The organism is Caballeronia arationis, assembly GCF_001544975.2.
In the GTDB taxonomy this organism is placed as follows: domain Bacteria; phylum Pseudomonadota; class Gammaproteobacteria; order Burkholderiales; family Burkholderiaceae; genus Caballeronia; species Caballeronia arationis.
This window is the reverse complement of the sequence record NZ_FCOG02000042.1, coordinates 1-17796: the sequence shown is the minus strand read 5'-3', so window position 1 is coordinate 17796 and position 17796 is coordinate 1. Positions and strand designations below refer to the sequence as shown.

Here is a 17796-nt window from a genome sequence, read left to right as displayed (position 1 = left end):
GTTGTTCACCTTGCGGTTGTCTCCGGCGCGGGGAGGGCGTTCAGCACCTCGTAGCACGCGCCCATCGTGTGGTAATCGGTTTTGCCGGCGGGGCTTTTTTCGTCGCCGTACTTGCGGTTGTCGCACGTCAGGATGCGATACCACGCGCCGTATTCATGGTCGACGAAATGCGCCCAGCTATACCGCCAGAGTTCGTCGTAGCAGTCCCAGAAGCGCTCGCGGCCCGTGCGCGCGCCGAGCAGCGCGGCGGCGGCGAAGCTTTCCGCCTGCACCCAGAAGTATTTGTCGTGGTCGCAGACGGTGTCGTCGGGGCCGAAGCCGTAGTAGAGGCCGCCGTGGCGGTTGTCCCAGGCGCGGTTGAAGGCGGCGTCGAAGAGTTCGACGGCGCGCGGCGCGAGCCACGGCAATGTGCGATGGCGTTCGAGAATCAAGAGAAGCTTCGCCCATTCCGTCTGATGGCCGGGCTGGAAGCCCCAAGGCCGGAAGATGTTCGAGCTGTCGGATTCGTTGTAATGCCAGTCGACCGACCAGTCCGGGCGGAAATGCTCCCACACCAGCCCGTTTGACAGCTTCGCCTGCCGCAGCGTGATATTGCCCGCGATCTTTTCGGCGCGATCGAGATAGATCACGTGGCCGGTCGCCTCAAAGGCGGCGAGCAGCGCCTCGGTCGCGTGCATGTTCGCGTTCTGCCCGCGATACGAGGCAAGCTGCCAGTCGGGCGTGGCTTCGTCGGCGTAGAGGCCGGCTTCGGCGTCCCAGAAGCGGCGCTCGAGCAGATGGAACGTCTCGGCGATCATCGGCGTGGCTTCGTCGATGCCGGCCATCGACGCATGCGCGCACGCGAGCAGCACGAACGCGAGACCGTAGCAATGGCGCGTGCCGTCGAGCGTGCGTTTCGCCCCGTCGCGCCATTCGATTTCCCAGTCGTAGCCTTCGTGTTGTGCATCCCAGTGGGCGTCGCGCAGGAATCTGAAGGCGTGGCGCGCGTCGTCCTGATGGGCCTTTTCGCCGAAATGGCGGTAGGCCATCGCGTAGTTGAAGACGAAGCGCGTGCTGCTGACAAGATGGCGCGTCGTGCGGTCGTAGATGCGGCCGTCGTCCTTGAAGAAGTGGAAGAAGCCGCCCGACGGATCGCGCGCGGTGGGCGCGTAGAAAGCGAGCGTGTCGCGCACGTGCGAGAGCAGGAAGTCGCGGCTGCGGAAATCGATCTCGCGATTCTGCCGGGCCTCTGCGGCGGGCGTGGTCGAATGGGTCGAATCCGGTGGTGTGGCGACGGTTGAGGCGGTCGAGTTCATGTCGAGGTCGAGCCGGAGCTCGCGCGAGGGATGAAATGTACCGGCACCAGCGTGTCGGCCGGGTCGAGTGTGTTGGGGCTGTCTTCCAGCAGCAGTTCCACGCCGCGCCGTCCGAGCGCTTCCTTGTCGACGGTCACCGTCGACAGCGGCGGCGTGCTCTGCGCGGCGGCCGGAATGTCGTCGAAACCGACGAACGCGATGTCCTGCGGCACCCGCACGCCGTGTGCGAGACAGACGCGCATCGCGGCGAGGGCCGCTGCATCGTTATAGGCGAAAACGGCGTCGGGGAGAGGATTCGATTGCACGCGCGCCTGCACAATCAGGCGCTCCATCGCGTCGGCGGCGGCCAGATCGGCGGCGAGACCGGGCTGGGTGTTGATTTCGAGCATCGGATCGAACAGGAGTCCGGCCTGAAAATACGCGAGCCGGTAGCCGAGCGCGCGCTGCGAGATGCTGTGATGCGCGAGCGACCCGCCGATGAACGCGACACGCCGCCGCCCGAGCGCGAACAGATGCTGCATCGCGAGCGACGCGCCCTTGATGTTGTCGATGTTCACTGAACGAAAGCCGGGCGCGCGCAGGTCGATGAGCACCGTCGGCCGGTTGAGCGAATGCAGGTGCACGAGCAGTTCCGGCTCGACGAAGCCGGCGACCGCGATCGCGTCGGGCGCGTGCAGCCGCATTTGCTGCGCGAGATCCTGAGTGGGGCCGGCGGTCAGAACGGAGGGCACGAGCCGCCGCTCGCGGCACGCTTCCTCGAAACCGTTGAGTACATGCGAGAAAAACGGGCTGACGGCGAAGTTGTTGTGCTGCCGATGCAGAAGGAAGGTGACGCGGCGAATACGCGTGCGCAGTTGCGCGGAATCGTAGCCGAGTTGCTGCGCCACTTCGATGACACGCGTGCGCGTCGCCTCGGACAGGCCCGGCTGATTTTTCAACGCTCTCGAAACCGTGCCGATCGAGACGCTTGCCGCCCGCGCGACATCGCGAATGGTTGTGCCCATCGTGGTGTTTTCTGTCCCCGCTGTATGGCCGTTTTGCGCCGTGTTTATCGTCGCGCAGTGCGTTCTGCGATTGCGGCGATTGTATAGTAAAAATTCGGCGAAACAACCTGATCAGGGACTAGAGAAAACCAGTAGAGGCTTGTTGTGTATGGATTTTGTAGCCTTTACTGTGTTTAGTAAAAATACTTGAACAAGGGCATTATTTCGCCTCGCGACAATGCACGGAACCCGGATTCGACGACCAGACGTCGAGCAGCATATCCTCGTCCTGATAATGCGACAGGCGAGCAAAGGGCAGCGTCGCGCGCAATTCCTCGTGAACGAAATCGCCCGAGTGCGGCCAGCCTTCTATTGGCTGGCGCCAGTGGCACGCGACGATTGTCCCGCCTGGCGCGAGCGATCCGGCGAGGCACGCGGCGAGACGCGCCAACTGCGGCTCGTCGAGGTAATACGCCAGTTCGCTGATGACGATCAGGTCGAAGTGGCCGTTCGGCCAGTCGTCGGGGATCGCGCGCTGCTCGATCTTCACGTTGCCCAGATGCGCGACACGGCGCCGCGCGAGAGCAACCGCATCGGCGCTCAGATCGGCGGCGAGAAGTGTGTCGCAGCGCGATGCGAGTTCTGCCGTGAATTCGCCGGTCGCGCAGCCGGGTTCGTAGGCGCGCGCGTAGCGCGGGTCGGGCAGCATCGCGAGCGTCAGCGCGCGTTTGCGCCTTTCGTACCAGCGCTCGCGCAGCAGCCACGGATCGTCGCTGCGCTCGTAAAGACCGTCGAAATAGCGCTGTGCCTCGGGCTCTCCGCTCATATCAGGACGACCTCGTAGGGCCGGGTGAGCCGCGCCAGAACGTGCTCCGGCAGGATCGGCGCGCGTCCGGTCGTGGTGTCGGGTTCCAGTTGGCTTCGAAACGCCTCGACGGCGTGCAGCTTGCGCGAGTGCGTGCCCGTATCGAGCACGATGCGGCGCGCGCGGCTCCACGGTACGCGCGAATCGTCGGGCGATGCCCAGTGCCACGTCCAGATCGGGATCTCGACGAACGGCAAATCCAGCCGTGCGGCCTCCGACGATACCGCCCGTCCGACCGCCTCGTGATCCGGATGACCGTCGTGGCGCCAGGTGCCGAAGACGACGTCGCCGGGACGCAGGTGCTCGGCGAGCGCGGCGGAGAGCTGCATTTCGAAGCGCTCGCCGCCGCCATCGGGCAAGCCGAGGCGCAAGGTCTGGACGTATCGCATGTGCAGTCGCTGCAAGGCTTCGCGCGTCTCCTGCGGACGGACATCGGCGAGGCGCGCGGGCGGCCACGCGGGCGATTGCGGATGGCTCGCGGTGCCGTCGGTAACTGCGACGATCAGCACCTTGCGGCCCAGCGCGGACAGATTCGCGAGCAGGCCGCCGGTGCCGAGCACTTCATCGTCGGGATGCGGCGCCACGATCACAGCGCGTGCGCCGGCCGGCACCAGCATCGCCGGTTCGACTGCCGGTAGCGTTGCCAGCCGCGCCCAGCTTTGCCAGACGTTTTCGGGCGTGCCCGACCCGGCGATCGTCCGCCGGACGCTCTCGTTCGCGGTCAGAGTTCCCATGGTCCGCGCTCCTCGTTGACGACGCATTCCGCGAGCGCGGCTTCATCGCGTTCGGCATGACTTTGCCGGACGAACACGGGAAGGTCTGCCATCAGGCGGGCGAAATACTCGTTGCGGCAGAAAGGCCCGGCGCCTAGCGCCCGCCCCGCATGGTCGATCACGCTCGCCGCCGTGCGTTCTACCGCGAGCCGCGCACGCAGTGCGGCGGGCATCGCGTCGGCATGCGGCTCGCGATCGAAGCGGGCGGCCGTTTCCCTCAGCACGCTCGCTGCGCTCGTGAGCGCGATATCGATCGCTCCGAGGTGCGCCAGCTTGTGCGGGTCGGCGCGCCGCGAGGCGTCACGCCGCACGAATTCGCCGATAGCCGCTGCCGCGCCGAACCAGCATGCCGCAATGCCGCCGCCGCCCTGCCAGAATCCCGGCCGCTTCAGATACGCAAGCGGCGCGCCGATCTGCACGGCGCTGGCGTCCTCGAATCGCACGTCGACGCTGGCGCTCGCATGCATGCCGACCGCTACCCAGCCCTCGTTCGTCACACGCACGCCCGGCTGACGAAGGTCCACCGCCGCGAGGATCGATTCGTCGCGTTCATTCCAGGCCGTGACCAGCGCGTGTGTGATTTGAGCGGCGCCCGAACACCATGCCTTCGTCCCGTTCAATTCGATGCGGTCGCCCGAACCGGTTCGTGCAGCGAGCCGGGCCGTGGGCGGTTCCGCAGCCCAGACGCCCCACGCGGCGCCTTCGTCGGGTTCGACGCCGCCCAGTTCGGCCAGAATTGCGAGCGCGTCCGTGTGGCCTTCGAACAGCTTGACGAGCGCAAGATCGAACCCTGCGACCGCGGCGAGCATTCGCCATCGTTCGAGCGTTGCGCCACTTCCTGGCAGCGGAAGGCGATCGAAGCCCGCGCCGACGAGCGCGCGAAGCACGTCGGCCGTTTCTGCCGCCGAGCCGCGTCGAAAGTTCAGTTCATGCAGGAAGGATTTCAATTCGGCGCAGCCGCCAGGCGTTGAACGGCTCATGACCATCGGCTTGGCGCCCCTCGGAGGCGGGTCTCGGAATTTCGGATCGACATGTTTTTCTCCCTTGCGACGTTCTCTGGACGTAAGTGTGGCAAGGCACATGCCCGGGCACCAGTCGGCCGGATGGCTTAGGCGAAACGCACGAACTTTTTTGCATTTGCGCTCCAGGCCTACATCGACTGGCCGAATCGACGTTCGCCGGCAGACAGGCTCAAATAGCAAAAAAGCCGCACGAGGCGGCTTTCGAATCGGGGAGAGCAAGTGCTACTTCGTTACGACTTTCGGCAGCACGTGGTTCAGCGACGCGCCGCAGCCGCTGCGCCCTCGCGCTCGCGACTCTTCTCCTTGGCCGTGCGCCGCGCGCCCCAGCGTTGCGCGAGCACCGCGCAAACCATGAGCTGGATCTGGTGGAACAGCATTAGAGGCAGGACGACCGCGCCGACCGTATGGGACGCAAAGATCACCTTTGCCATTGGAATGCCGGACGCGAGGCTCTTCTTCGATCCGCAGAAAATGATGGTGATCTGGTCGGCGCGGCTGAAGCCGAGCCGCTTGCTGGCAAAGGCCGTCGCGAAAATTGCAAGCGCGAGCAGCACGATGTTGGCGGCGAGCAGCCCGGCGAGCGTGGCGAGGGACATCGAATGCCAGATGCCTTCATTCACGGCTTCGCTAAACGCGACGTAGACGACGAGCAGGATCGAGCCCTGGTCGACGAACTTCAGCATGGCGCGGTTGCGGTCGATCCATTTGCCAATCGCCGGGCGCAGCAACTGACCGGCGATGAACGGCACGAGCAGCTGCAGCACGATATTGCCGACAGTGTGCCAGGGCGAGCCGGTGGCGGCGCCGTGATTATTGACGACCAGTCCCACCAGCGCCGGCGTGATGAAGATGCCGAGCAGGCTCGACGCCGACGCACTGCAGACGGCTGCGGGCACGTTGCCCTTGGCCATCGACGTGAACGCGATCGACGACTGAACTGTGGACGGCAACGTGCACAGAAAGAGGATGCCCATGTAGAGCTCGGGTGTGACGAGCGGCGTGAGTACGGGCTTGAGCGCGAGGCCGAGCAACGGGAACATCACGAACGTGCTGAGCAGGACGACGAGGTGCAGCCGCCAGTGCGTCGCGCCCGACACGATGGCTTCGCGCGAGAGCTTTGCCCCGTGCAGGAAGAACAGCAGCCCGATGGCGATGTTGGTCAGCCAGTTGAAACCGACGGCGACCGTGCCCCGGCACGGCAGGAGGCTCGCCAGGACGACGGTGCCCACGAGGGCAAGCGTGAAGTTGTCGGGAAGAAATTTGGGGCGCGCCATCTGAATCTCGCACTCGAACGTGCAGGGTTGCAAATCGGGTTGCAGGACGACTCGGCGTCGCGAATTGGCTGGCAAACGTCAAGGCCAGTCAAACGTCAAGTCAGGAAAACCAGTATTTTCGCCCGATTACGATTCAATAGGCAAATTCATTTAAATGATCGATTAATGTCGTATCGGTATGAGGCCAGTCCTAAATGGCGGAATGGCGAGCAACCTTCGAGCCAGCTCAAAACGCTCCTCTTGTCACACGATTCAGCGTTTTCACTCACCCCGAAAACTGCAAAAAATCCAGTAGTAACATGGTGTTACAACCATTGAGCAGGTCTAACACTTTTTGGCTCGACTAGCGCGGCGCGGCGCCATAAATTGTCCGTAGACCGGTTGAAGGGTGCACACGCGTGTTAATGCGGTGCACCGCGATGCTCCGACAACGACCGGTCGCTTGCACCCGACCCGCTCTCCGTTGGCCGCCGCGCAAGCCGAATGACGTCGGACATCCCGCAGTTTCGTTTCGACATGGCGCGCACAGGCTTCCGGAAGACTACTCGATATTTAATCGCCACCGCGATCGGCTCGATTGCGGTGGCGGGTTCGCTTGCGCTCGCCGGTACACCCGACGGCGTGTGGCTCAAGTCGGGCAATGCAGCCGAGCGTGCCGCGCTGGATCGCGATCTCGCGCGCAACGGCCAGCCGCTGCGTTACACGCAGGTGGGCGCGAAGGACGGCATGACGCCGATCAGCGCCGAAGTTCGCGGTGTGCCGCGCCCCGAACAAAACACGCCGATGCGTGGCGCTGGATCGATCCGCGCGGACATTACCCGTTACAACGAAGAACGCGGCATGCCCCGGCCGCCCGGCCGTCCCGGCGACGACCCGCGTTCCGCAGCGAACTCGAATTACCGCAACTGAAGCAACTGAAACAACCGAGCTATACGCGATGATCGACGCCCGTCGATCATCGCGTATCGCTGCCGGCGCGCACCGCGTCGAGAACGAAAAAATATTGGTCCGTCCATCTCTCCCGCTTCGGTGACGTAAGCACACCACAGTCGCGCGTCAAACGTTCGTAACATTTCCCCTCTTTTTTGCGCGCACCGACAATTGCGACCGGCGCGCGTCACGACATTTTCACGAACCGTGTGTGGCATCAAAAACCTCACCGTGGCCCGCGAAGCCTTGCGGCGCGGACACGACGACGTGCCGGACCGGCGAATGTCAGGACTCGCTGATTGCACGTGAACGAGAGCGATATAAGCACGGACTATCCGAACCGCTATACCCGCAATAACCAAAAACATTTTTGACCGGAAAAATGATCCGTAAAGATGGTCCCGCTCCGAAAGAGGCGCGAGCCCAGCGCGAACCCAATCATTACGCCGGTCTGACGAGGCAAGCCATGAGTCTTGCCCGCCAACGCTTTAACTTTTGACAAACAACAGGAGAGTTCATGAAGCCAACCGTCAACCGTGCGCTGAAGGCAACGGTCAAGGCCACCGCAGTCGCTGCCCTATTCGGCTTCCTTGCCGCCGGGTCGGCACAGGCGCAGTCGAGCGTTTCGCTATACGGTCAGGTCGACGAATGGGTGGGCGCAACCAAGTTCCCCGGCGGCGACCGCGCGTGGAACGTGAGCGGCGGCGGCATGTCGACGTCCTACTGGGGCTTGAAGGGCGCTGAAGACCTCGGCAACGGCTACAAGGCGATCTTCACTCTCGAGAGTTTCTTCCGCGCGCAGAACGGCCAGTACGGCCGCTTCACCGGCGACACGTTCTTCGCCCGTAACGCGTATGTCGGCATTCAGGCGCCCTACGGTACGTTCACGGCCGGCCGCCTGACGACACAACTCTTCGTCTCGACGATTCTCTTCAACCCGTTCGTCGATTCGTACGTCTTCTCGCCGATGGTCTATCACGTGTTCCTCGGCCAGGGCACGTTCCCGACCTACACGACGGACCAGGGTGTTGTCGGCGACTCGGGCTGGAACAACTCGGTTCAGTACACGTCGCCTGACTTCAGCGGCCTGTCGGGCAGCGCGATGTACAGCTTCGGCAACCAGGCGGGCGACGGACGCTCGAAGAAGTGGAGCGCGCAGTTCCTGTACTTCCACGGCCCGTTCGCGGCAACCGGTGTCTATCAGTACGTGAACTACAACAACACACCGGGCGACCTGTCGACGCTCGTCGCGGGCTACAAGAGCCAGAGCGTGGCGCAGGCCGGCGTCTCGTACGACCTCAAGTTCGTGAAGTTCTTCGCGCAGTACATGTACACGAACAACGACATCGAAACCGGCAGCTTCCACGTCAATACCGGGCAAGGCGGCGTGACGGTGCCGCTCGGACCGGGCATTGTGATGGCGTCGTATGCGTACTCGCGCAGCAATGGCGGCCTCGATCAGACGCACAAGAGCTGGGCGCTCGGCTACGACTACCCGCTCTCGAAGCGCACCGACGTCTACGCCGCATACCTGAACGATAAGTACACGAGCCAATCGTCGGGCAACACTTACGGCGTGGGCCTGCGCGCGAAGTTCTGAGCGTAGCGAGTCCAGGCCAATGCGCTGCGTTCAAACGCAGCGCAAAAACGAAAACGCCGCGTTCCCTGGGAACGCGGCGTTTTGTCTTCTGCGCCGTGAATGCCGCCGCCGGTCAGTTCAACCTGATCCGCGCCCGTGCTTCCTCGTATTCCTGCTTCAGGCGCGCGACCAGTTCCGCGACGCTCGGCACATCGTTCATCAGCCCGACGCCCTGGCCCGCGCCCCAGATGTCCTTCCACGCCTTCGCCTTGCTCGAACCGTCGCCGAAATTCATGGTGGCCTTGTCCGATTCCGGCAGCGCTTCGGGGTCGAGTCCCGCGGCGACGATGCTCTGGCGAATGTAGTTGCCGTGCACGCCGGTGAAGAGGTTCGTGTAGATGATGTCGGCGGCGCTCGAATCGACGATCGCGCTCTTGTAGCTCTCGTGCGCGTGCGCTTCCTGCGTCGCGATGAAGCGCGTGCCCATGTACGCGAGGTCCGCGCCCATTGCCTGCGCGGCGAGGATCGAGCCGCCGTTCGCGATCGAGCCGGACAGCACGATCGGGCCGTCGAAGATGCTCCGGACTTCACCGACGAGCGCAAACGGCGACGTCGTGCCCGCATGTCCGCCCGCGCCGGCCGCGACCAGGATTAGTCCGTCGACGCCCGCTTCCAGCGCCTTCTGCGCGTGGCGGATGTTGATCACGTCGTGCAGCACGATGCCGCCGTAACTGTGCACCGCGTCGACCATCTCCTTGACCGGCGCGCGCAGGCTGGTGATGAAGATCGGCACCTTGTGCTCGACACACACGCGTACGTCCTGCTCGAGCCGCGCATTCGACTGATGAACGATCTGGTTCACGGCGATGGGGCCGATCACGGCATTCGGGTTTGCGGCCTTGTGCTCGGCGAGCGACGCCTGTATCTGCGTGAGCCATTCGTCGAGCAATTCGGCCGGCCGCGCGTTGAGCGCAGGAAAGGAGCCGACGATGCCCGCCTTGCACTGGGCGATCACGAGTTCGGGATAGCTGACGATGAACATCGGCGAGGCCACGACGGGCAGCGCGAGATTTTGCAGGACGGCGGGCAATGCCATGGTGTGAGTCTCCTGATGCGTGCGATGTCCGGTCGATGAATTCTAGGATTCGAACGGTAGTCGTCGCGCGAAAATATTTTCGAGAAACCGGCGTCAGTTTCGGACGCCGTTCTCGGAGCTATAGAACGGTCGTTCGATTATAGGTGATTTGCCGGGGCACCGATGTCCGGGTCGATCCCGAGGAACTCTTCGGTTTTGTGGAAAGTCCCGTCCAGCAAGCGTCAGGCCGCACGCGTCCCGCATACAATGTTTCGCACCCTTCACGACGAGTTCGCCACCATGCCCTTTACGGACTACCAGCCGTTTCGCGTCGATGCAGCCGGCGTCGATATTTTCGGGATGAAGGGCGGCAGTGGTCCGCCACTGTTGTTGCTGCACGGACATCCGCAGACGCACGAGATCTGGCACAAGTGCGCTTCGCAACTCGCGCAGCATTTCACCGTGATCGCGACCGATCTGCGCGGTTACGGCGCGTCCGCGAAACCGAAGAGCGATGCCGAGCACACGCCGTACTCGAAGCGCGCGATGGCAGCCGATCAGGTCGCGGTGATGTGTCACTTCGGCTTCGAGCGTTTTCTCGTCTGCGCGCACGATCGCGGCGCGCGCGTCGCGCATCGAATGGCGCTGGACTTTCCCGAGGCCGTCGACCGTCTGATGCTGCTCGACATCGCGCCGACGCTCGCGATGTATGAAGCCACCGACCGCGAATTCGCCACCGCGTATTTCCACTGGTTCTTTCTGATCCAGCCGTCGCCGCTGCCCGAGCTTCTGATTGGCGGCAACACGAACGCCTACATCGAGCGCGTGATGGGCAGCCGCCACGCCGGGCTCAAGCCGTTCGCGCCGCACGCGTTGCAGGCGTATCGCGATGCGCTCGCATCGCCCGGTGCGGTCTATGCGATGTGCGAGGACTACCGCGCGTCGGCTTCGATCGACCTCGAACACGATCGCGCCGATCTCGAATGCGGTCACAAGATCGCGTGTCCGTTGCGTGTGCTGTGGGGTGCGGAAGGCGTGATCGAACGCTGCTTCGATGCACTCGATGAATGGCGCCGCGTCGCGCGCGATGTGAGCGGACGCGCGCTGCCTTGCGGACACTACATTCCCGAAGAAGAACCTCAGGCGTTACTTGAGGAAATGCTGTCGTTCTTCGAAGCAAGCGAGCGATGAGGCTCGCGTCGTGCGCAGCATGCGCAGCCGATGTTCGGTTAGCTGCCGTACATGTAGCCGTTAAAAGTTTGTAGGGAAAGCACCGATGCATGCTATTTTGGCATCGCGTTACGATGCAATCGACGCTGATCACGTCTATAAAATTACGCCGCTTGTCGTAGCTGACAAGCGGCTTTCTTTTTGTCCTTCTTGATCGTCGTATCGCCTCATCGGGCGAAAAGGATCCCGTCTTCGACCCGTACCGCGCCATTGCGCGCAAGTTCATCGACACACTGTGCGAGCAACGCATGCCGCCTGTCCGCCGCGACGAGCATGTCGGCGGCGCAGCGCATCGCACGCGCCGATTCGCACAGGTTCGACAATGCATCGAACGACATCGAGCGCGTCTCCATCAGCTTGAAGACGATCAGCACTTTCAGCGCGTTCTTCGCATTGCGCGCCGGATCGGCAACGAGATAGTCGAGCCGCGACGATGCCGTTTCAAGTGCACGCGACACGTCGCTGAACGGCGCACCGTGACCCGGGATGACCGCGCGCACATCGAGCGTCGCGATCAGGTCGAGCGCACCGCGCTGCTCGGCAAAGCCGCTTTCGCCTTCGAGCTCCGGGAAGATCACGCCGAAGCCGTTCTCCCAGAGCGCGTCGGCGCTGATGAGAATGCGTTCCTGCGCGCAATACAGCATCAGCGAGTGAGGATCGTGACCGGGCGCGCCGAGCACCGACCAGTCGAGTCCACTTAGGCGCACGGTATCCCCGGGCGCGATCGTGCCGGTGAAGCCAAAGCGCTCGCAAGCCTGACCGGTTGCGCGAAACGTGAGCGCTTCTTCATCCCAGTTGCGCACGGCTTCGGCTTCGCTGGCGGGAATCAGCGTGTCGCATTGATACGTGGCCTGCAGCAGCGCATTGCCGCCGCAGTGATCCGAATGCAGATGCGTGTTCACAATCAGATCGAGCCGGCGCGCGCCGAGTACCTGCTCGACGAGCGCACGCGTTTGCGGCGCGTGCGTGGCATAGCCGGTATCGACGATTGCAGCGCGTTCATCGTCGACGAAAAGCACGTTGTTCGACGACAGCCAGCCGCGTTCGAACACGCGCATCGATGCAGGGAAGCCGATCATGCCGCCGGCTCCTTCGGCATCACGACGATCGTCGCGCTTGCCTTCATCACGAGCTCGCCGTGCTGGTTGCGCGCCTCGCCTTCGAGCGTCACGAGGTCGCCCTTGAGGCTTGCTTTCCACTTCGCATCGGTGACTTGCCAGCTCATCGCGAGCACGTCGTTCGCCTTCACCGCGCGCGTGAGCTTGATGCCGAACTCCAGGCCGAGCGGTTGCGCATACTGCGAGAAGTGCGTGGCGAGCATCGCCATCATGTGCGCGGTCGGCTGCGTGCCGGACGCGATCAGCGAACCGAAGCGGCTCGCCTCCGCGTAGGTCTCGTCGTGATGCAGCGGGTTCAGGTCGTTGACGAGCGTGGCGAACGACCTGATCGAATCGGGCGGCAACGTGAGCGTCGCCGTGAAGCGTTCGCCGATGCTGACGACCCGCGCACCCTTGCGGCGGCTCGCGCTACGCAACAGCACGGCGTGCTTTTGCGTAGCGTCGAACGCGGCCCAGGCCGCGATCTCATCGATCGTGCGCCAGCAGCCTTCGCAGAAACCGGTGGCCGGATTCATCCGGCACACGTCGATGCAGGGCGACGGCGCGTCGTCAGCCGGCGTCGTCATGCAGGCTCGCGCAACGCGACATCAGCGACGGGCGCGCCTGTCAGCGCGACGAGATCCCGCGGCGTGAGATTGAACACCGCGTGCGGATGGCCGGCGGCGGCCCAGAGACTGTCGAGCGCGAGGAGGTCTTCGTCGATCAGCGTCACCGGTTCTGTCGCGTGGCCGATCGGACACACGCCACCGATCGCATAGCCCGTCTTCTCGCGCACGAACTTCGCGTCCGCGCGCGCGAGATCGCCGACGCGCGCCGCCACTTTCTTCTCGTCGACGCGATTCACGCCGCTCGCGATGACGAGCACGGGCGCGTCGTCTTCGCGACGGCGAAACAAAATCGACTTCGCGATCTGCGCAACCGAACAGCCGAGCCCGGCCGCCGCTTCCGCCGAGGTCTTGCCGGTTTCCGGCAGCATCACGACCGGCATCGAGTGGCCGCGCTCCTGCAACAGGCGGGCGACGCGCCGTGCCGAATCGGGCAGCGTGTCGAGGTTCTGCATGTCGTTCATCTTGTCCTGTCCAAATGATTCAGATCCGAGCGTCAAACGCACGCGCCGACGCCATCGCGCTGCTTCGCGAGCAGTGCCTTGCCCGCACGCGAAGCGCTCGGCTTGCCGATCGCGCGCGAAATAAAATCGCCGATCTCGATCAGCTTGCCGAGATCGACGCCCGTTTCGATGCCGAGTCCGTTCATCAGGTACACGACGTCTTCGGTCGCGACGTTGCCCGTCGCGCCCTTCGCATACGGACAGCCGCCGAGCCCCGCCACCGAAGCGTGAAAGATTTCGATGCCTTCCTGCAGCGCCGCGTAGATGTTCGTGACGGCCTGTCCGTAAGTGTCGTGGAAATGGCCTGAGAGCCGCTCGCGCGGAAATACCTTCGACGCCGCCGCGAGTACTTCGCGCGTGCGCTTCGCCGTGCCGACGCCGATCGTATCGGCGATATCGATCTCGTCGCAGCCGAGCGCCGCCATGCGCTCGACGACATCGACCACCGAAGCCACCGGCACTTCGCCTTGATACGGGCAGCCGAGCGAGCAGGAGATGCTCGCGCGCAACCGCACGCCCGCGTCCTTCGCGGCTTTTGCGACCGGCTCGAAGCGCGCGATGCTTTCCGCGATGCTGCAGTTGATGTTCTTCTGCGAAAACGCCTCACTCGCCGCGCCGAAGATCACGACTTCGTCGGCCTTCGCTTCGAGCGCTCCTTCGAAGCCGCGCATGTTCGGCGTGAGCACCGAGTAGATCGTGCCGTCGCGGCGCGCGATGCCGGCCATGACGGCGGCGCCGTCGGCCATCTGCGGCACCCATTTCGGCGAGACGAACGAGGTTGCCTCGACGTTCTGCAAGCCGGCCTCCGACAGCCGGTTGATGAGTTCGATCTTGGTCTCGGTCGAGACGAATTCCTTCTCGTTCTGCAGACCGTCGCGCGGTCCGACTTCGACGATCTTCACCTTGGCGGGAATCATGTGTGTCTCCTCTCTCCAGCTTGTGTGTAGTCAATAGCCGCGTGTCATATGGACGATGCCGCTGATGGATTCGCCGCGTTCCAGCGCCGCGATCTTCCGCGCGATCTGCTCGACGCTTTCCTCGCGAAGCGTTTCGGCGGAGACATGCGGCGTGATGGTCACGCGCGGCGCATGCCAGAACGGATGATCCTTCGGCAACGGCTCGGTGTGAAAGACGTCGAGCATCGCGGCGGCGATCTGGCCGCTGTCGAGCGCGCCGAGCAGATCTTCATCGACGAGATGCGCGCCGCGCGCCAGGTTCACCAGATACGCGCCGTGCGCGAGCTTCTCAAACACGCGGCGGTTCAGAATGCCTTCGGTGTCCGGCGTGTGCGGGAGCAGGTTGATGAGGACCTGCACGCCGTCCAGAAAGGCGTCGAGTTGCGGATCGCCCGCATAGGTCGACACGCCTTCGATCTGCTTCGCGCTGCGGCTGAAGCCGCGCACCGGCACGCCAAGCGCTGTCAACGCACGCGCGACTTCCGTGCCCAGCACGCCGAGCCCGAGCACGCCGACGGTAAAACTCTCGCGAGGGTGCGCGCGCAGTTTTTCCCAGCGGCCCTCGCGCTGCAACGCTTCGTATTCGTCGAGGCGGCGCATGTAGCGCAGCACCGCGTGCATCGCGTACTCGACCATCTGCTGCGCCATGCCGGTGTCTTCGAGCCGCACGAGTTTCGCGTTTGGCGGCAGCGTGCCGGGTTCCTTGCGCTCGACGTCGAGAATCGCATCGACGCCCGCGCCGAGGTTGAACACCGCCTTCAGGTCCGGCCGGTTCGCGAACAACTCGCGCGGCGCGCGCCAGACGATCGCGTAGTCGGCGGGCGCGGTGTCGCCGGGCTGCCACTCGCGCAGGTCGGCTTCGGGCAGCGCCCGCGCCAGGTCGTGCAGCCACAGGGAGGCGTCCGTGTTCCGCTCGTAGAAGATGATCCTTGTCACGTCGCGCTCACTTTGCAAACAGATTGCCGATGTCCCTGAAGGCCTTGAATTCCAGCGCGTTGCCGCACGGATCGAGGAAGAACATCGTTGCCTGCTCGCCGACTTCGCCCTTGAAGCGGATATGCGGCTCGATGATGAACTTCGTGCCGACGCCTTTGAGTCGCTCGGCGAGCGCGTGCCAGTCGTCCATTGAGAGCACGACGCCGAAGTGGCGCACCGGCACGTCGTCGCCGTCGACGGCGTTCTTCGCGGGCGGCCGCACTTCATCGGGCGCGAGATGCGCGACCAGCTGATGGCCGAAGAAATCGAAGTCGACCCACTCGGGCGAGCTGCGTCCTTCCGCGCAGCCGAGCAGTTCGCCGTAGAACGCGCGCGCGTTCTTGAGGCTCGTGACAGGAAACGCGAGGTGAAAGGGTTGCAGCGTGGCAAGGGTTCGCGAACGGTCCGACGCGGTCGGTTGATCGGTGGACACACCTGGCAAGTCAGACATACGGCCTCCGTGGGGTTTGCGTTCATTTTACGGTTTTGGCCGCGCCCGCGCGCGATGCAGGAGCCGCATCGCCTCCTGCGACGACCGCGGCACCATAAACAAATGACGAAATATTGGTTCGTTCGCAGCGGACGCCACCTGACAATGCCTCATGGAAAGCGCCGGCCCGATGCCGGCAGCGAGGTCGACATGAAGACATGCAGGTCAGGCTGGCCGACGCGGCTCGTCACCGTGCCCGGCTTGCACGGCAGCGAAGGCGCGCACTGGCAGACGTGGCTGGAGCGGCAATATGCGCGTTCGGCGCGCGTCGTGCAGGACGACTGGGACGCGCCGCATCTCGACACCTGGGCGAACGCGGTGCGCGCGTTGCTCGCGAACGAGCGAGGACCGGTCGTGATCGCCGCGCACAGCTTCGGATGTCTTGCGACGGCGCATGCGTTGTCGAAGAGGGATATGGTTGCGGAGGTGGCGGGCGTGCTGTTCGTCGCGCCCGCGAGCCCGGACAAGTTCCGCTTTGCCGGCGCTTTCGAGGCGCGGCGCCTGGACGTGCCGTCCATCCTGGTCGCAAGCGAAACCGATCCGTGGATGCCTTTCGACCGGGCAAGGCAATTCGCGCATGATGTCGGCAGCGCGTTCGTGAATCTCGGCGATGCGGGCCATATCAACACGGCGGCGGGTTTCGGTCCGTGGCCGCGCGCGAAGTATTTCGTCGATACACTGATCCACCTTGCCGCGCCACGTCATGTCGGCGGCGCGCACGATCCTCGCGCGAGTCCGCTCGAACTGCTTGCGTACGGCTGACCGTGCGCGTTTGGATAGAATCCCAACACGGCCGCTTCGACGCGGCCTTTTTTGTGTTCGACAACCAGGAGAAAACATGGCGGCATCGAAGAAGGCGCTCGTGGCGGCGCTCGGGCTGATAGCGGGGCTCGCGCACGCGGACACGACGCTCCTGAACGTTTCGTACGACGTCACGCGCGAGCTGTACAAGGACATTGACGCGGCTTTCGTCGCGGACTACAAGAAGAAGTCGGGCGAGACGGTGTCGATCCGCCAGTCGCATGGCGCGTCGAGCGCGCAGGCGCTTTCGGTGACGCAGGGCCTGCAGGCGGACGTCGTGACGATGAACCAGCCGAACGACATTGACCTGCTGGCCGAACGCGGCCAGCTCGTTCCCGTGAACTGGCGCACGCGCCTGCCGGACAACAGCGCGCCGTACACGACGACGATGGTGTTCCTCGTGCGTCAGGGTAACCCGAAGAACATCAAGGACTGGAGCGATCTCGCGCGACCGGGCGTGCAGGTGGTGATCGCCAATCCGAAGACATCGGGCAACGGGCGCTACACGTATCTCGCTGCGTGGGGCTACAAGAAGCAGCAGGGCGCGACCGACGCGCAAGCGCAGGACTTCGAGAAAGTGATCTTCAAGAACGTGCCGGTGCTCGACACGGGCGGCCGAGGCGCCACGACAACCTTCACGCAGCGCGGCATCGGCGATGTGCTGGTGACGTTCGAGAACGAAGTGGCGCTGATCGATACGGGCGTCGGCGCGAAGGATTTCGACGCGGTGTATCCGTCGATGAGCCTGCTCGCGGAGCCGCCGGTGACAGTCGTCGACAAAGTCGTGGACAAGCGCGGCACGCGCAAGGAAGCGCAGGCGTATCTCGACTATCTGTATTCGCCGGCTGCCCAGGAGATCATCGCGCAGCATCACCTGCGGCCGCGCAACGCCGAGGTATTTGCGAAACACGCCAGCGAGTTCAAGCCGCTGAAGACGTTCACCGTCGAGCAGATATTCGGCAGCTGGCAGAAGGCGCAGCAGACGCATTTCGCCGATGGCGGGACATTCGATCAGGTAGTCGTCGATAAGCGTTAAACGCGCGTTTTGTGGCTGGTGCTTTGGGGTTGGTCGTGTTTAACACCGTCTGATAGTTCTGGGCTTCTGTGGAACTTGCTTTGGTGTTGGTCTATTAGCACTGCCCCTGTCCGGGGCGGGACTTACTTTCTTTGCTGCTGCAAAGAAAGTAAGCAAAGAAAGCAGCTAGACTCCTTGACTGAATTGATCTTGTAGCAGTCGAGTCAAGTTTTCTACGCGGCGATTTTGACCTGATCGCACCAGGTGTTAACGGCCTTCTCAGCGGTGCGGAAGCTGCGCTGCAAAG

The 17796-nt window shown here is 63.8% G+C and carries 18 protein-coding genes; 5 read left to right on the top strand and 13 right to left on the bottom strand.

Annotated elements, in window-relative coordinates:
- Positions 1-5 precede the first annotated feature (5 nt).
- From AWB81_RS23105 to AWB81_RS23080, 6 genes are all read right to left on the bottom strand, one after another.
- Entirely contained in the window at positions 6-1295 is a 1290-nt protein-coding gene (locus AWB81_RS23105; RefSeq protein ID WP_235025877.1) for an AGE family epimerase/isomerase, read from the bottom strand.
- On the bottom strand, positions 1292-2299 hold the full coding sequence (locus AWB81_RS23100) for a LacI family DNA-binding transcriptional regulator (protein WP_062638878.1): 1008 nt from the start codon (positions 2297-2299) through the stop codon (positions 1292-1294). The genes AWB81_RS23105 and AWB81_RS23100 overlap by 4 nt, the downstream gene beginning before the upstream one ends.
- Before the next feature lie 199 nt (positions 2300-2498).
- A complete protein-coding gene (locus AWB81_RS23095; RefSeq protein ID WP_062638877.1) occupies positions 2499-3104 on the bottom strand; it encodes a class I SAM-dependent DNA methyltransferase in 606 nt (201 codons plus the stop codon).
- On the bottom strand, positions 3101-3877 hold the full coding sequence (locus AWB81_RS23090) for a PIG-L deacetylase family protein (protein WP_062638876.1): 777 nt from the start codon (positions 3875-3877) through the stop codon (positions 3101-3103). Before AWB81_RS23090 ends, AWB81_RS23095 begins: the two co-directional genes overlap by 4 nt.
- The gene (locus AWB81_RS23085) at positions 3865-4896 is read right to left on the bottom strand and encodes an acyl-CoA dehydrogenase family protein (protein WP_374730507.1); all 1032 of its coding nucleotides are present in this window, start codon (positions 4894-4896) and stop codon (positions 3865-3867) included. Before AWB81_RS23085 ends, AWB81_RS23090 begins: the two co-directional genes overlap by 13 nt.
- Positions 4897-5192: 296 nt before the next feature.
- Complete coding sequence (locus tag AWB81_RS23080) at positions 5193-6212, bottom strand: bile acid:sodium symporter family protein (protein WP_062638875.1); 1020 nt, start codon at positions 6210-6212, stop codon at positions 5193-5195.
- Between the two features lie 483 nt (positions 6213-6695).
- Here AWB81_RS23080 and AWB81_RS23075 point away from each other — a divergent pair, with 483 nt between their 5' ends.
- Together AWB81_RS23075 and AWB81_RS23070 are read left to right on the top strand one after the other, a co-directional pair.
- The gene (locus AWB81_RS23075) at positions 6696-7121 is read left to right on the top strand and encodes a hypothetical protein (protein WP_235025876.1); all 426 of its coding nucleotides are present in this window, start codon (positions 6696-6698) and stop codon (positions 7119-7121) included.
- 538 nt (positions 7122-7659) lie between these two features.
- On the top strand, positions 7660-8742 hold the full coding sequence (locus tag AWB81_RS23070; RefSeq protein ID WP_062638874.1) for a porin: 1083 nt from the start codon (positions 7660-7662) through the stop codon (positions 8740-8742).
- Between the two features lie 112 nt (positions 8743-8854).
- On the opposite strand, the gene AWB81_RS23065 is transcribed toward AWB81_RS23070, so the two are convergent.
- Complete coding sequence (locus AWB81_RS23065) at positions 8855-9817, bottom strand: NAD(P)H-dependent flavin oxidoreductase (RefSeq protein WP_062638873.1); 963 nt, start codon at positions 9815-9817, stop codon at positions 8855-8857.
- A 279-nt stretch (positions 9818-10096) separates the two neighbouring features.
- On the opposite strand from AWB81_RS23065, the gene AWB81_RS23060 reads away from it, so the two are divergent.
- Positions 10097-10987: an alpha/beta fold hydrolase gene (locus AWB81_RS23060; protein WP_062638910.1), complete on the top strand. Its 891-nt coding sequence runs from the start codon at positions 10097-10099 to the stop codon at positions 10985-10987.
- A 206-nt stretch (positions 10988-11193) separates the two neighbouring features.
- On the opposite strand, the gene AWB81_RS23055 is transcribed toward AWB81_RS23060, so the two are convergent.
- Genes AWB81_RS23055 through AWB81_RS23030 form a run of 6 tightly spaced genes read right to left on the bottom strand, consistent with a single transcriptional unit; the run spans position 11194 to position 15634 of the window.
- Positions 11194-12105 carry an MBL fold metallo-hydrolase gene (locus AWB81_RS23055; protein WP_062638872.1) on the bottom strand — a complete coding sequence of 304 codons (912 nt, stop codon included), beginning with the start codon at positions 12103-12105 and terminating at the stop codon, positions 11194-11196.
- Complete coding sequence (locus AWB81_RS23050) at positions 12102-12710, bottom strand: DUF1289 domain-containing protein (RefSeq protein ID WP_087135135.1); 609 nt, start codon at positions 12708-12710, stop codon at positions 12102-12104. The genes AWB81_RS23055 and AWB81_RS23050 overlap by 4 nt, the downstream gene beginning before the upstream one ends.
- On the bottom strand, positions 12707-13213 hold the full coding sequence (locus AWB81_RS23045; RefSeq protein ID WP_062638871.1) for a YbaK/EbsC family protein: 507 nt from the start codon (positions 13211-13213) through the stop codon (positions 12707-12709). Before AWB81_RS23045 ends, AWB81_RS23050 begins: the two co-directional genes overlap by 4 nt.
- A 32-nt stretch (positions 13214-13245) precedes the next feature.
- Positions 13246-14169, bottom strand: a complete 924-nt coding sequence (locus AWB81_RS23040; protein ID WP_062638870.1) for a hydroxymethylglutaryl-CoA lyase — start codon at positions 14167-14169, stop codon at positions 13246-13248.
- A gap of 30 nt (positions 14170-14199) precedes the next feature.
- Positions 14200-15144, bottom strand: a complete 945-nt coding sequence (locus AWB81_RS23035) for a 2-hydroxyacid dehydrogenase (protein ID WP_062638908.1) — start codon at positions 15142-15144, stop codon at positions 14200-14202.
- 7 nt (positions 15145-15151) lie between these two features.
- A complete protein-coding gene (locus AWB81_RS23030; protein WP_167306347.1) occupies positions 15152-15634 on the bottom strand; it encodes a VOC family protein in 483 nt (160 codons plus the stop codon).
- Positions 15635-15823: 189 nt separating this feature from the next.
- On the opposite strand from AWB81_RS23030, the gene AWB81_RS23025 reads away from it, so the two are divergent.
- Complete coding sequence (locus tag AWB81_RS23025) at positions 15824-16435, top strand: RBBP9/YdeN family alpha/beta hydrolase (protein WP_062638907.1); 612 nt, start codon at positions 15824-15826, stop codon at positions 16433-16435.
- A gap of 76 nt (positions 16436-16511) precedes the next feature.
- Complete coding sequence (locus tag AWB81_RS23020; protein WP_062638868.1) at positions 16512-17510, top strand: sulfate ABC transporter substrate-binding protein; 999 nt, start codon at positions 16512-16514, stop codon at positions 17508-17510.
- Positions 17511-17796 lie beyond the last annotated feature (286 nt).

Excerpts from the sequence above, each read along its gene's own strand:
- AWB81_RS23065 (WP_062638873.1), bottom strand. The coding sequence starts at position 9,817 with ATGGCATTGCCCGCCGTCCTGCAAAATCTCGCGCTGCCCGTCGTGGCC.
- AWB81_RS23030 (WP_167306347.1), bottom strand. The coding sequence starts at position 15,634 with ATGTCTGACTTGCCAGGTGTGTCCACCGATCAACCGACCGCGTCGGAC.
- AWB81_RS23105 (WP_235025877.1), bottom strand. The coding sequence starts at position 1,295 with ATGAACTCGACCGCCTCAACCGTCGCCACACCACCGGATTCGACCCAT.
- AWB81_RS23020 (WP_062638868.1), top strand. The coding sequence starts at position 16,512 with ATGGCGGCATCGAAGAAGGCGCTCGTGGCGGCGCTCGGGCTGATAGCG.
- AWB81_RS23095 (WP_062638877.1), bottom strand. The coding sequence starts at position 3,104 with ATGAGCGGAGAGCCCGAGGCACAGCGCTATTTCGACGGTCTTTACGAG.
- AWB81_RS23075 (WP_235025876.1), top strand. The coding sequence starts at position 6,696 with ATGACGTCGGACATCCCGCAGTTTCGTTTCGACATGGCGCGCACAGGC.
- AWB81_RS23025 (WP_062638907.1), top strand. The coding sequence starts at position 15,824 with ATGAAGACATGCAGGTCAGGCTGGCCGACGCGGCTCGTCACCGTGCCC.
- AWB81_RS23040 (WP_062638870.1), bottom strand. The coding sequence starts at position 14,169 with ATGATTCCCGCCAAGGTGAAGATCGTCGAAGTCGGACCGCGCGACGGT.
- AWB81_RS23070 (WP_062638874.1), top strand. The coding sequence starts at position 7,660 with ATGAAGCCAACCGTCAACCGTGCGCTGAAGGCAACGGTCAAGGCCACC.
- AWB81_RS23050 (WP_087135135.1), bottom strand. The coding sequence starts at position 12,710 with ATGACGACGCCGGCTGACGACGCGCCGTCGCCCTGCATCGACGTGTGC.
- AWB81_RS23100 (WP_062638878.1), bottom strand. The coding sequence starts at position 2,299 with ATGGGCACAACCATTCGCGATGTCGCGCGGGCGGCAAGCGTCTCGATC.
- AWB81_RS23080 (WP_062638875.1), bottom strand. The coding sequence starts at position 6,212 with ATGGCGCGCCCCAAATTTCTTCCCGACAACTTCACGCTTGCCCTCGTG.
- AWB81_RS23090 (WP_062638876.1), bottom strand. The coding sequence starts at position 3,877 with ATGGGAACTCTGACCGCGAACGAGAGCGTCCGGCGGACGATCGCCGGG.
- AWB81_RS23085 (WP_374730507.1), bottom strand. The coding sequence starts at position 4,896 with ATGAGCCGTTCAACGCCTGGCGGCTGCGCCGAATTGAAATCCTTCCTG.
- AWB81_RS23045 (WP_062638871.1), bottom strand. The coding sequence starts at position 13,213 with ATGAACGACATGCAGAACCTCGACACGCTGCCCGATTCGGCACGGCGC.
- AWB81_RS23060 (WP_062638910.1), top strand. The coding sequence starts at position 10,097 with ATGCCCTTTACGGACTACCAGCCGTTTCGCGTCGATGCAGCCGGCGTC.
- AWB81_RS23055 (WP_062638872.1), bottom strand. The coding sequence starts at position 12,105 with ATGATCGGCTTCCCTGCATCGATGCGCGTGTTCGAACGCGGCTGGCTG.